Raw genomic sequence first — 12,860 nt, forward strand, 5'->3', positions numbered from 1 at the left:
TCAGCGCCTTCCCCGGCGCGTCGTCGGTGCTGGCCGGGCTGGCCGCGGCCTGTCCGCTGGAGGACCGGGCGCAGGCCGCTCGGGCTCCGGCGCCGCTGGCCCAGGCGCCGGCTCGGCGGGCTCCTCGGGCTCCACGGGCGGCTCCGGTGCCCCGGGCTCCGCCGGCTGCTCGGGCTCGGCGGGGTGCTCAGGCTCGGCGGGGTGCTCAGGCAAACCTTGCGCAACCAGCTCGGCCGCGGCTTCTCGCGCGGCCTCAATCCTGGAAATCTGGCCCTCGCTGAGAGCGAGCGCCGCGAGGGACGCCGCGACCGAGTGATCGGCCTCAGGGACAGCCGACTCGTGGGCGCGGAGCACGGCGAGACTCTTCGCCGCGATCCCGAGCTCGGCCCCGGCCCGCACCTCCTTGCCGTTCGGGAGCGCACCCGAGGTGTCGAGGAGCACGTCCCACCCGGGAGCGTAGTCGCTGGGTGGGAGGCGGAACGCGACCTCTCCGTCGTGCGCATTGAAGTACAGGAGGAAGTGCGCGTCCGTGATGGGCCGGCCGCGGCGGTCGACGCCATTGATGCCGTTCCCGTTGAGGAACACTCCCACGCAGCGCCCGAACGCGGTGTCCCAGTCCTCGGGCACCATCATCCCGCCGTCGGGCCGGAGGAACACGATGTCCGGCAGCCGCTCGCCCTCGCCGCGGGGCACGGGCTTGCCGATGAAGAACGTGCTCCGCCGGAATGTCGGGTGTTCGGCGCGCAGCCGCGCGACGGCGGCCGTGAACTCGACGAGCGGCTTGTCCGCCGCGCCCCAGTTGATCCACGTGAGCTCGGAGTCCTGGCAGTAGGCGTTGTTGTTGCCCTGCTGCGTGCGGCCGAGTTCGTCGCCATGGCTCAGCATGGGCACTCCCTGGGAGAGGAAGAGCGTCGCGAGGAAGTTCCGCTGCTGGCGTGCGCGCAGCTCGAGGACCTTGTCGTCCTTCGTCGGCCCTTCGGCGCCGCAGTTCCACGACCGGTTGTGAGATTCGCCGTCTTGGTTGTCCTCGCCGTTGGCCTCGTTGTGCTTCTCGTTGTAGGAGACGAGATCGCGCAGCGTGAACCCGTCGTGGGCCGTGACGAAGTTGATGGACGCCGCAGGGCGCCGGCCGCTGCGCTCGTAGAGGTCCGCAGAGCCCGTGAGCCGGAACGCGAACTCGCCGAGCGTCGCAGGCTCGCCTCGCCAGAAGTCGCGCACCGTGTCGCGGTATTTGCCGTTCCACTCTGTCCACTGCGGCGGGAAGTTGCCCACCTGGTAGCCGCCGGGCCCCACGTCCCAGGGCTCGGCGATGAGCTTGACCTGGGAGACGACCGGATCCTGCTGGATGAGCTCGAAGAAGCTCGAGAGCTTGTCCACGTCGTAGAACTCGCGCGCGAGCGTCGAGGCGAGGTCGAAGCGGAAGCCATCCACGTGCATCTCGGTCACCCAGTAGCGGAGGGAGTCCATGAGCAGCTGGAGCGAATGCGGCTGGCGGGCGTTGAGCGAGTTGCCGGTGCCCGTGTAGTCCATGTAGTACTGCGGGTCGTCGTCGACGAGGCGGTAGTAGCGCGCGTTGTCGATGCCCTTGAGCGAGAGCGTCGGCCCGAGGTGGTTGCCCTCCGCCGTGTGGTTGTAGACGACGTCGAGGATCACCTCGATGTCCGCCTCATGCAGGGCGCGGACCATCGCCTTGAATTCCTGCACTTGGGATCCGAGGTCCCCTGACGAGCTGTAGCCCGCGTGGGGGGCGAAGAATCCGATCGTGTTGTAGCCCCAGTAGTTGTGCAGGCCCTTCTCTTGGAGCGTGCTGTCGTCGACGAACTGGTGCACCGGCATGAGCTCGAGGGCCGTCACGCCGAGCTTCTTGAGATGGGCGACGACGGCGGGGTGCGCGACTCCCGCGTACGTGCCCCGCTGGTTTTCGGGAACCTCGGGATGCAGCTGGGTGAGGCCCTTGACGTGCGCCTCGTAGATGACGGTCTCGTGATACGGGACCTTGAGCTGGGTGTCCCCGGCCCAGTCGAAGAACGGGTTGGTCACGACGCCGAGCATCATGTGGGGCGCCGAGTCTTCGTCGTTGCGGCTCAGGGGATCCCCGAAGGTGTACGAGAAGAGCGGCTGGGCCCAATCGAGCTGGCCGTGGACGGCCTTCGCATAGGGGTCGAGCAGGAGCTTCGTCGGATTGCAGCGCTGCCCCTGCTCGGGATCGTATGAGCCGTGCACTCGGTAGCCGTAGAGCTGGCCCGGCTGGATGTCCGGCAGATAGCAGTGCCACACGAACCCGTCGACTTCGGTCAGGGGCACGCGGGTCTCGCGCCGTTCCGCGTCGAAGAGGCACAGCTCGACCTTCGCGGCCGCCTCGCTGAAGATGGCGAAGTTGGTCCCCGTGCCATCGAACGTTGCGCCCAGCGGGTAGGGCGTTCCGGGCCAGATCTCCATAGGGCTCCTCGCGGATGATGGTGGGCCGTCCCCCGACCCGGTGCCTCGCATCTTAGCGAGGGGTGATGACGCTCCTGTTACCCGCATTCGCCGGCCTCAGTCCGGAACGGCCTCAAGGACCACCGCGCTGCGCGCGGGAACGGTGAACCTCTCTCCCGCCCCCGTCCGCTCGCCGACGAGGGCAGCCGCGCAGGTCGTGAGGACTGTCTCCCACTTGGCAGGAAACGGACCGGCAGGGATGAGATAGTCGACGTCGTTGTCCGCGGCGTTGAGGATCACGAGCATGTCCGAATCACGCGGCGCGCCGCCGGTGCCCGGCACGGCGTCCCCGTTGAGGAAGAACGCGAGCGATTTCGCCCAGTCCTCGTCCCAGTCGTTGCTCCCCATCGTCGAGCCGTCGGCGTCGAGCCATACGATGTCGGGCAGCGGATCGCCTTCTGCGGGCGCCACGGGCGTGCCGTCGAAGAAGCTGCGACGCCGGAAGACGGGATGCTGTTTCCGGAGCTCGCCGAGGCGTTCGAGGAAGTCGAGGAGTTCGCGGTCGCCATGCTCCCAGTCGATCCACGTCGTGCGGTTGTCCTGGCAATACGCGTTGTTGTTGCCGGACTGCGTCCTTCCTAGCTCGTCCCCGTGCGAGAGCATGGGCACTCCCTGCGAGAGCAGGAGGGCGAGGAGGAAGTTCCTCTCCTGGCGCGAGCGGAGTTCGAGGACGTGCGGATCCTCTGTCGGCCCTTCCGCGCCACAGTTCCACGAGCGGTTGTCGTCGGTTCCGTCGCGATTGTCCTCGCCGTTGGCCTCGTTGTGCTTCACGTTGTACGAGACGAGGTCGCGGAGCGTGAACCCGTCATGGATCGCGACGAAGTTGACCGATGCGGACGGGCGCCGGCCGTCGTCCTGGTAGAGGTCGGCCGAACCCGAGAGCCGGGTCGCGAGCTCCCGCAGGGTCCCGGGCTCGCCCCGCCAGAAGTCCCGCACGCAGTCACGGAACTTGCCGTTCCATTCGACCCACTGCCGCGGGAAGTTGCCCACCTGGTAGCCCCCTGGCCCGACGTCCCATGGCTCCGCGATGAGCTTGACGCGCGAAAGCACAGGGTCCGCGGCCACGAGCTCGAAGAAGGGCGAGACCATGTCCACGTTGCCGTCTTCACGGGCGAGGGCCGCCGCGAGGTCGAAGCGGAAGCCGTCGACGTGCATCTCGGTGACCCAGTACCGGAGCGAGTCGATGACAAGCCGGAGCGCGAGGGGATGCCCCACGTTGAGGGTGTTCCCCGTGCCCGTGTAGTCCATGTAGTGGAATTCGTCCCCGGGCACCAAGTGGTAGTAGGCCGCGTTGTCGATCCCCCGGAACGAGAGCGTCGGCCCGAGGTGGCTTCCCTCCGCCGTGTGGTTGTAGACGACGTCGAGGATCACCTCGATGCCCGCGCGGTGGTAGGCCTTCACGAGGTCTTTGAATTCCGCGATCTGCTGGCCGCGGTCGCCGCTCGAGGAGTACGCGTTGTGCGGGGCGAAGAACCCGATCGTGTTGTAGCCCCAATAGTTGGAGAGGCCCTTTCCGACGAGGATCGGATCCTCGATGAACTGGTGCACCGGCATGAGCTCGAGGGCCGTCACACCGAGCTTCGTGAGATGGCCGACGACGGCGGGATGCGCCGCGCCGCGGTAGGTTCCCCTGAGTTCCAGCGGGACCTCGGGGTGGAGCTCGGTCAGGCCTTTGACGTGCGCCTCGTAGACGATCGTCTCGCTGTAGGGGCGGCGGGGCGGCGCGTCCCCCTCCCAGTCGTATTCGCCGTGGTCGCACACGATCGAGAGCATGGCGCAGCCGAGCGAATCAGAGCGATCGATCGCGGCCGGGTCCCCGAAGACGTACGCGTGCACTTCCTGCTCGCCCCGGTAGATCCCTGAGACGGCCAGGGAGTACGGATCGAGGAGCAGTTTGGCCGGGTTGAAGCGGAGTCCGCGAGACGGATCCCACGGTCCGCGGACCCGATACCCGTAGGACTGCCCTTCGCCGACCCCGGGGATCACCGCCTCCCAGCGGGCGGCGCCGCCTTCGGCCTCCCCCACCCGCGCGAGGTCCGCGCAGGTCTGGCCGCCGGCGTCATCGATGAGGCAGACTTCGACGCGTTCCGCCTCTGGAGCGGTCGCGAGCGCGAAGGAGGTTCCCGCCTCGGCAAGGTGCGCACCATACGGCTTTGGCTCCATGAGGTGACCCTATCCCACGGGGCCGACAGCGAAGCCGAGAACCTTCGCCGGCCACTCGGCCCGTCACAGTTGGCACTCAAGGCGTCACAAGGTGAAGCTTGCGTAACGCGAATGACACATGTTTGCGTAACCGCTTACACTAGATCCGGATTTTTCGGCGGGGGCCGTAGTAACAAGGGGTCGCCATGAGCTTCCGAAACCTCGCACTCGGGGACAAGGTCACGTTCCGTGACACCGGTCCCAGACCCTTCAACGTGCGCGCCATCTCGCCGGACCAGAGGATGGTCATCCTGAGCCGCCCGATCGAGGACGGCAGCGCGGTCGAATACACGATGATCGACTGGGACCGCGGCGCACGAGGCCTCGACGGCACGCACGGCCGCGGCCACATCCTCGGATCCGGCGTCCACCGCAACCTGTGGAGGTTCTTCCGCGGCGTCACGACAGACGCCCCCTCCACGCAGACCGTCATGGACTTCACGAACTGGGTGGGCATCTCAATCGATGCCGTGAACGGACGGCCATAGGCTCCTGCCCACCGCTGGCTGCGGGCGTCCCACCACGGAGGCCGGCCGTCGGCCTCCACTGAAATCGGGGCCGGACGCCACGGAGAGCCAGACCACGCTCGAGCGGCTGCACTGGAATTCGCGAGCCGTGAGCCCGGTCCCGCGGCCCCTGCCCCGAATCCCTGTGAGGGCGTTGCCGCGCGCGGGATCGCCGGGGCCGGCGGGGCGCGCGGCCCGCGACCGCCGCGCGGTTGAAGCATCGAGAGACGGTCTGGCGCCGCCACCTACGGCCTTTCGAAGACGCATCTCAGTGCTCCTGAGCGAAACCTACATTGACGTCCATGGACTCATCCACGGACTTCCCTGCGCCATCGGGGCGCCCCCGCAGAGCCGATGCCTAGGTGCTGCGCCGGATGACGGCCCAATCCTCGGCCGCAGGGCCCGTGGTGCTGCTTCTCGCGGCACGCAATGTCACCGCTGCACGCACTGGCCGCATCGCCGTGCTCGAGACCGCCGTCCGAGGGCTGCGACGCACCGGAGCACGCGTCGTCACCGTCGCGATCACCGCCGAGCCCGGCCCTGGCGAATGGCTCGGCTGCCCCGTGGTCCGACTCCGGCCGCCGTCGCTCATTCGCATGGGCGTGGCGGCATGCGCCTCGATAGTCCTCCGACGGACGCTCAACGAGGCCCTCTTCGACTCGGCCAGGCTTCGGACCCGCATCACAGAGGTCGCGCGCGAGCACGGTGCCATGACGGTCGTGGCGGACGGCATCCGGACCTGGGAGGCGGCCCGCTCGACGGGACTGCCAGTGATCGCACACCTCGACGACCTCCTCTCCGAGAGATACGCGTCGACAGAGTTCGCCGACGGAAACAATTCCCTGTTCGGCTATTTCCGGAGCCACATTCCAAGCGGGCTCGTCCGACCTCTCGAAGCCGTGGTCAAACGGCTGCTGTGGCTTGAGGCGCGACGGGCCAGGAGACGAGAGCTCGCGATCGCCCGCGAGGCGGTCGTGACCGCCCTCACAGGGGAAGCCGAGGCCCGCAGGCTCGAGGCATCCTCGGGCAGCCGGGTGATGGCCCTGCCTATGGCGGTCGAGCCTCGCGAGCCCGGTGACCCCGGGAACGCCGATCCTGCATCGGCAGCCTTCCTCGGCGTCCTGCATTACGGACCGAACATCGCCGCCCTCCGATTCGTCCGAGACGAGCTCCTGCCCGCACTCCGCCAACGCGGCATCGACCTCAAGGTCACGGTCATCGGGCAGGGGGGGCCTGAACAGCGCGAGGAGTTCCTCCGCAGCGGGCTGTCCTTTACGGGGTACGTGGACGACCTCTCCGAAGCGCTCAGAGGGCATCGCATGTTCATCTCCCCGATCCTCAGCGGGACGGGGGTCAAGACCAAGGTCCTCGACAGCCTGAGCGTGGGGCTCCCCGTGGTCGCGACGCCCCTCGGCATCGCGGGCATCCCCGTCGAGGACGGCCGGAGCGCGCTCGTGGCCGACTCGGCCGAGGAACTGGCGGACCATGTCGCGGCCCTCCACGCGGACCCCGAACTCGCCCGGACGATCGGCGCGGCGGGCCGCAACGTCCTGATCGAGCACCTCTCGCCGGCAACCGTCGACGAGGGCTGGCACGACGCCCTCTCGGAGGCGATGAAGGCGGGCCAGCGATGAGCCGCCTTCTCACCCCGAGCAGGCTCGGCGGATTCGAGGCCACGCCCCTTGGCATCGGGACTGCCCGTCTCGGTGCATTCTGGCAGCGGCGCCTTCCGGGCGACGGCCTGAGGGCGCTTGAGACGGCGCTCGACTTGGGCATCACCCTCATCGACACGGCAGACGTCTACGCGCGCGGCATCGCGGAGCGCCTCGTGGGCCGCGCCGTCCGGGGCCGGGACGACGTCGTCGTCGTGACGAAGGTCGGTCTGCTCAAGACGCCGGCCGGCCTCGCGGCCGCCGCGCGGTTCGGCGATCGCGCCCCTACCGGGTCGGGGCTCAGCATGAACAGCACGGCCGGAACCTGCTTCGCGTCGCGCTACGTCGAGGAGGCAGCGCAGCGCTGCCTCCGCCGCCAGGGGCGCTCCGTCCTCGACGTCCTTCTCCTTCATGAGCCAACCGCCGACGACCTCCGGGGTGCCCGGTTCGGAGAGGCGATGGAGCGAATGGCCGACGGCGGCACGATCCGATGCTGGGGGGCGTCCGTTCGGACGCTCGACGCCGCGGTCGCGGCCCTCGATCTCCCGGGATTGGCATGGCTCGAGATCCCCGCAAACCTCGCGGCACCCGAGATCGCCGCGGCTGTTGCCCAGCATCCCCGGTCCCAGGAGGTCGTCGTCGTCGCGCTGGGCGTCCTCGGCGACGGTTCGCTCGTGCGGGAAGCGTCACGCTGCGGGCTCCACGGCGCGGACGGCGTCGCCGCCCTCACGGAGGCCGCGGCCGCTCTGCCCGGCATCGACGGCGTTCTGCTCGGCATGAGCAGCAGGCAGCACGCGGTGGACAACCTCGGCGCGATCCATCGGGGCCTCCCGGAAGGCGATCTGGCCCACGCGACGGCAATCCTCCGGGATCGAGTCGCGGGATGACCACGATCGACGCACGCAGCCTTCCCGGCGGATCCAGGATCGCCGCTCAGATCGTCATCGTCGGCACCGGCCCGTGCGGCATGACAGTCGCCCGCGAGCTCGCCCCGACCGGCGCCGACATCGTCCTGCTCGAAGGAGGGGGAACGCGGCCCGACGCCGTCTCCCAGGACACGCTTCGCGGGGATAGCGCCTCGCAGTCAGCCGAACCACTCGACAAGGCCCGGCAGAAGGGCCTAGGCGGCACGAGCCGCCAATGGGGCGGGAGAACCGCTCCGTTCGATGCGCTCGACTTCGAACCCCGGCGCGAACTCGGCGCGAGCGGCTGGCCTCTCAGTCGGGACGACCTGATGCCCTACTACCGGCGAGCCGCCGTCGCCCTCGATCTCGGCCGCTTCGAGTGGACCGCAGGCGAGGCGCTTCCGGGACATGCGGCGCACCTCACGGGCCGCCCCGGCGCGGACCTCGCGGACACGGGCATCTGGCGGTTCAGCCCTCCCGTCCGGTTCGGCGACGTGTACCGCCGGGAGCTCGAAGGGCTGCCCAACGTCCGGCTCTTCCACCACGCCAACGTCACGCGGCTTCGCCGCACCGCGGAGGACGGGCGGATCTGCGCGGTCGAGGCAGCGACCGGCGAGGGGAGACACCTCGAGTTCTGTGGCGGTGTCGTCGTCGTCGCGGCGGGAGGACTCGAAACCGCGAGGCTCCTACTCGCGAGCGGAATCGGCAACGAGCACGACCAGCTCGGCCGGAACTACATGATCCACCCCATCGCGGAAGTCGGCCTGCTCCGCTTGCGCGACCCCCGTTCCGTTGGGGCCGCCGCCGGCTACGTGAAGTCGCGCGACGGGGTCTGGGTGCGCCGCCTGCTTCAGCTCGACGAGAGGCTCCGCCGCAGAGAGGGCCTCTTGAACATGGGTTTCGCGACCTGGTATCGCGATCCCCGCGACCCATCACACGGGGATCCGCTGCTCTCCGCCTACGTGCTCGCGCGCGCGGCGCTCATCCACACCGGCGGCTTCAAGTCTGCGGGCATGCACCGCCGCTTCGCGCAGCCCGGCCACACGGCGGAGCACACTCTGAACGTCCTCCGCGGGCTTCCCGAGCTCGCCCTGTTCGGGGGCCGGTGGGCGCGCGAGCGTTGGATCGGCTCGCGAACGCTTCCCGCGTTTGCCCGGCGCTCCGCGAGCGGCGCCTACCGGATCCGGTTCGACGCAGAGCAGTCCCCTGATCCGGAGAGCCGTGTGACCCTTGCGAAGGAGACGGACGCCTTCGGCGTTCCGCGGCTCAGCGTGCGGCACCGCGTGAGCAGGTCGGATCGGGAGAACTACCATCGGTCGCTCGTCCACCTCGCCGACGCCATCGGTGCGAGCGGATGGGGCTCCTACGATCCCCCGGACCTCGACGAAGTCCTTGACCTGCCCTTCGCCGACGCGACCCATCAGATGGGTCTCCTGCGCATGGGCACGAGCCCGGCCCGGAGCGTCGTCGACCCACAGCTGCGTGCGTGGAGCTCTCCCAACCTCTTCTGCGCGACGACTGGGGTCTTTCCGACCTCGAGTCACGCGGGGCCCACGTTGACCGCCGTCGCGCTGGCCATCCGGCTCGCGGACCACCTCCGCATCGAATCGCGCCGCCGGCAGAACGCGAGTTCCGCCTGCGGTGCCAACTGACCTTCTCGCGAAAGAGAGAACATGAGCAAGACACTTGTCGTCGTCGGCCAGGGGTACGTCGGCCTTCCACTGTCCCGGGAGGCGGTCGCTTCGGGGCTGAGGGTCAGGGGACTGGACCTCGACGGGCGCATCGTCGATTCGCTCAATCAGTCGATCTCCCACGTCGACGACATCTCTTCCGCCGACCTCGCGAGCATGGTCTGCCAGGGCTACCAGGCCACGACGTCTCCCCTCGCCATCGCCGAGGCCGACTACGTCGTCATCTGCGTGCCGACCCCGCTCTCCCAGGACAACAGCCCAGATCTCGGTGCCGTGAAGGCCGCTGCACGCTCCATCGCCGCCCACCTCCGGAAGGGCGCCGTGATCGTCCTCGAGTCGACGACGTACCCCGGGACGACCGACCAGCTCGTCAAGGGAATACTCGACGACGCGGGGCACCGCATCGACGAGGACTACTTCCTCGCCTTCTCACCCGAGCGGATCGATCCCGGCAACAGCGTGCACGGGCTTCGCAACACCCCGAAGGTCGTCGGCGGCGTGACCGCGGCGTCGACGCGGAAGGCGGTCGAGCTCTACTCGAGATTCATCGATTCCGTCGTCGAGGTCCCCGGCGCCCGCGAGGCGGAGACCGCGAAGCTCCTCGAAAACACCTATCGCCACGTCAACATCGCGCTCGTGAACGAAATGGCGAAGTTCTGCCACGAGATGGGCATCGATCTCTGGAGCGTCATCGACGCGGCGAGGACCAAGCCCTTCGGCTTCGAGGCCTTCTACCCCGGGCCCGGCGTGGGCGGCCACTGCATCCCGATCGACCCGAACTACCTCAGCTATGAGGTCAAGCGATCGCTCGGATACCCGTTCCGGTTCGTCGAACTGGCCCAGGAGATCAATCAGTCGATGCCCCGTTACGTCGTGGGCCGGCTTCAGGACCTGCTCAACGAACGGGGAAAGCCGCTGAGGGGTGCCGACGTCCTGCTCCTCGGCGTCACCTACAAGGCCAACATCGCCGACCAACGCGAATCGCCCGCGGCCCCCTTGGCCGAAGTATTACGGCTCAAGGGCGCGAGGGTGGCGTTCCACGACCCCCATGTCGACCAGTGGAGGCTCGGCGACGCGACGCTGCGCCGCGTGGCCGATCTCGACTCGGCGGCCTCCGCCTCGGACGCCGTCCTCCTCCTCCAGCGGCATCGCGACTACGACGTCGAGCATCTTGCCGCGATCTCGCCCCTGCTGTTCGACACGCGCGGAGCCGCGTCCCGGAATAGCCGAGCAGTCCGGCTTTGACATGACCACGCCGCCTACGCCGACGTCCCCTTTCCGCATCCTCGTCGTCTGCACGGGGAACATCTGCCGGTCCGTCATCGCGGAGCATTACCTCCGGCACCGGATGGAAGCTCTCGATCCGGGAGGCTTCGAGATCGCAAGCGCCGGAACGGGAATCAATCCCTTCCTCACGCCGCCGGCCGACATCGTCGACCTGGCCGCCGCGCATCGCCTCGAGGGCATCGACGGTCGTGTGCCGCGGCCCCTCGAACGGGAAGCCCTCCGCCGCTCGGATCTGGTCCTCACGGCCACCCACGAGCACATTCGCCAGGTCCTCGCCGAGTACCCCGCCGCCCTGCGGCGCAGCTTCACGATCCGGGAATTCGTCTTGGGAGCTTCGCTCGCGGACGAGGAGGAGGACGGCGCGGCAGCACAGCGCGACCCGGCCGCCCTCGTGAGGGAAGTCGGCGCTTTGCGCTCCCGCGTGCGGCTGAACCAGGCCCTCGACATCGCCGATCCCTTCGGCCTGGGCCCCGAGGCGTATGCATCGATGGAACGCGAGCTCGTGCCTCTTCTGGACCAGATCGCAGATCGGCTTGCCCGCCGTCGATGAATTCGGCCGGCATCGCACAGCAGCACTACGAACGACGTCGCGGCCCACGCCGCAAGGAGAAAGGCCGGGCCCACCCGTGAAGGAAGAGAAAGCCAACGCCGACCGTGCGGGCGTGGCGGCACGCAACTTCTGGCGATCCGTGCGCAGGCACTGGGTCGTCGTCGTCGCGAGCATGCTGCTCGGGCTCGTCGCAGGCTTTGCGTGGACCCTGACGCAGGCCAAGATGTTCACGTCGGAGGCATCCGGCGTGGTCTCGACGGGGGTGAACGAGAACCTCGGCCTTGCCCTCTCGGCGGACAATCTCGCGAAGTCGAAGGCCACGCAGTACAAGAGCATGGCCGAGTCTCGAACCGTCGCCGAGCGAGCGGTCAAGCTCGCGGGCCTCGACGCGACGCCGGCTGCGGCACTCGCCCGCGTCACGACATCTGTGCCCCTCGATACCGCGCAGATCAAGGTCTCTGTCTCGTGGGGCGATCCCGACGGCGCACGGCTGCTGGCCGATTCCTGGATCGCCGCGTTGGGGCGGGAGGTCGAGCGCGTCGAGAATCAGGAGGTCGACGGAGCTGGCGCCAACGCGGCCGGCGCACGCTCCGTCATCAAGATCCTCGCCTTCTCTCCCGCGACGGCGCCCTCCGCGCCCTCCTCCCCCAATGTGAGGATCGCTGCCGCCGTCGGCCTTCTCGGAGGCCTCGTCCTGAGCCTCTTCTATGCGTTCGTCCGCGGCTTCTTCGATCGGAGAATACGCTCGGCCGCCGTCATCGAGGACGAGTTCAAGGTTCCGGTCGTCGGAACGATCCCCGTGTCTGAGGCCATCGGCAGCAGCAGGACCATCGAACGGGCGTCGACGAGAAGCGCCGCGGCAACCAACTTCCGCATCAACGAGGCGTTCAAGGGTCTCCGGACGAATCTCAAGTTCATGAGCCCCGACCGTCCGCCGAGAATCATCACCGTCACGAGCTCGCTTCCCGGAGACGGCAAATCGACCGTCGCGGACAACCTCGCGATCGCCCTCGCGGCCGGCGGCGAGCCCGTCATCCTGGTCGACGGAGATCTGCGCCGCCCGACGGTTGCCAAGACGTTCAGCCTGGTCGAGAACGTCGGCCTCACTGACGTGATCGTCGGTGATGCCGAAGTCGAGGACGTCATCCAGGACCACGCCGACTACCCCAATCTGCGGATCCTCGGGGCAGGGCCGCTACCGCCCAACCCGTCGGAGATCCTCTCCTCCGAGAAGATGCACAGCACGATGCGGGCGCTCGCACGTGATCATTTCGTGATCATCGATTCGCCTCCGCTCCTCCCCGTGACCGACGCGGCCGTCCTGGCCGCACGCTTCGACGGTGCCCTCATCGTCGTGAGCGCGGCCCGCACGAAGAAGGACGAGTTCGCGAAGGCCGTGGAGACCCTCGAACGGGTCAACGGCCACGTCTTCGGCACCGTCCTCAACCGAATCCCGACGAAGAAGGCCGAAGCGGCCTATTACAACTACTACGGCCAGAGCTACTACTACTCCGACTCAGCCGAGAGGCGGCCCAGCGCGAGAAAGCGCAAGGGCCGGGTCCCTCGGATGAGGCGACGCAAGTAGCCCT

The 12,860-nt window shown here is 68.5% G+C and carries 9 protein-coding genes; 7 read left to right on the plus strand and 2 right to left on the minus strand.

Annotated elements, in window-relative coordinates:
• Positions 1 to 2,439: a glycogen debranching protein GlgX gene (gene glgX / locus SPF06_RS01495; RefSeq protein WP_323277149.1), complete on the minus strand. Its 2,439-nt coding sequence runs from the start codon at positions 2,437 to 2,439 to the stop codon at positions 1 to 3.
• A gap of 96 nt (positions 2,440 to 2,535) precedes the next feature.
• Positions 2,536 to 4,641 carry a glycogen debranching protein GlgX gene (gene glgX / locus SPF06_RS01500; RefSeq protein WP_323277150.1) on the minus strand — a complete coding sequence of 702 codons (2,106 nt, stop codon included), beginning with the start codon at positions 4,639 to 4,641 and terminating at the stop codon, positions 2,536 to 2,538.
• 185 nt (positions 4,642 to 4,826) lie between these two features.
• On the opposite strand from glgX (SPF06_RS01500), the gene SPF06_RS01505 reads away from it, so the two are divergent.
• The 7 genes from SPF06_RS01505 (at position 4,827) to SPF06_RS01535 (ending at position 12,856) form a co-directional block, all read left to right on the plus strand.
• A complete protein-coding gene (locus SPF06_RS01505; RefSeq protein WP_323277151.1) occupies positions 4,827 to 5,168 on the plus strand; it encodes a hypothetical protein in 342 nt (113 codons plus the stop codon).
• Between the two features lie 392 nt (positions 5,169 to 5,560).
• Positions 5,561 to 6,820 carry a glycosyltransferase gene (locus SPF06_RS01510; RefSeq protein WP_323277152.1) on the plus strand — a complete coding sequence of 420 codons (1,260 nt, stop codon included), beginning with the start codon at positions 5,561 to 5,563 and terminating at the stop codon, positions 6,818 to 6,820.
• Positions 6,817 to 7,725 (plus strand): aldo/keto reductase, encoded by a 909-nt coding sequence (locus SPF06_RS01515; protein WP_323277153.1) that lies wholly within the window; start codon positions 6,817 to 6,819, stop codon positions 7,723 to 7,725. The genes SPF06_RS01510 and SPF06_RS01515 overlap by 4 nt, the downstream gene beginning before the upstream one ends.
• Complete coding sequence (locus SPF06_RS01520; RefSeq protein WP_323277154.1) at positions 7,722 to 9,395, plus strand: GMC family oxidoreductase; 1,674 nt, start codon at positions 7,722 to 7,724, stop codon at positions 9,393 to 9,395. The genes SPF06_RS01515 and SPF06_RS01520 overlap by 4 nt, the downstream gene beginning before the upstream one ends.
• A 21-nt stretch (positions 9,396 to 9,416) precedes the next feature.
• The gene (locus tag SPF06_RS01525) at positions 9,417 to 10,679 is read left to right on the plus strand and encodes a nucleotide sugar dehydrogenase (RefSeq protein WP_323277155.1); all 1,263 of its coding nucleotides are present in this window, start codon (positions 9,417 to 9,419) and stop codon (positions 10,677 to 10,679) included.
• 1 nt (position 10,680) lies between these two features.
• Positions 10,681 to 11,271: an arsenate reductase/protein-tyrosine-phosphatase family protein gene (locus tag SPF06_RS01530; protein ID WP_323277156.1), complete on the plus strand. Its 591-nt coding sequence runs from the start codon at positions 10,681 to 10,683 to the stop codon at positions 11,269 to 11,271.
• Positions 11,272 to 11,347: 76 nt separating this feature from the next.
• A complete protein-coding gene (locus SPF06_RS01535; protein ID WP_323277157.1) occupies positions 11,348 to 12,856 on the plus strand; it encodes a tyrosine-protein kinase domain-containing protein in 1,509 nt (502 codons plus the stop codon).
• Positions 12,857 to 12,860: the final 4 nt, after the last annotated feature.

It is taken from the genome of Sinomonas terricola (assembly GCF_034931225.1).
GTDB classification, from domain to species: Bacteria; Actinomycetota; Actinomycetes; order Actinomycetales; family Micrococcaceae; genus Sinomonas; species Sinomonas terricola.

Bases quoted from the DNA above. Each gene is read 5' to 3' on its own strand.
- SPF06_RS01520 (WP_323277154.1), top strand. From the start codon at position 7,722: ATGACCACGATCGACGCACGCAGCCTTCCCGGCGGATCCAGGATCGCC.
- SPF06_RS01525 (WP_323277155.1), top strand. From the start codon at position 9,417: ATGAGCAAGACACTTGTCGTCGTCGGCCAGGGGTACGTCGGCCTTCCA.
- SPF06_RS01530 (WP_323277156.1), top strand. From the start codon at position 10,681: ATGACCACGCCGCCTACGCCGACGTCCCCTTTCCGCATCCTCGTCGTC.
- SPF06_RS01510 (WP_323277152.1), top strand. From the start codon at position 5,561: ATGACGGCCCAATCCTCGGCCGCAGGGCCCGTGGTGCTGCTTCTCGCG.
- SPF06_RS01515 (WP_323277153.1), top strand. From the start codon at position 6,817: ATGAGCCGCCTTCTCACCCCGAGCAGGCTCGGCGGATTCGAGGCCACG.
- SPF06_RS01505 (WP_323277151.1), top strand. From the start codon at position 4,827: ATGAGCTTCCGAAACCTCGCACTCGGGGACAAGGTCACGTTCCGTGAC.
- glgX (WP_323277149.1), bottom strand. From the start codon at position 2,439: ATGGAGATCTGGCCCGGAACGCCCTACCCGCTGGGCGCAACGTTCGAT.
- glgX (WP_323277150.1), bottom strand. From the start codon at position 4,641: ATGGAGCCAAAGCCGTATGGTGCGCACCTTGCCGAGGCGGGAACCTCC.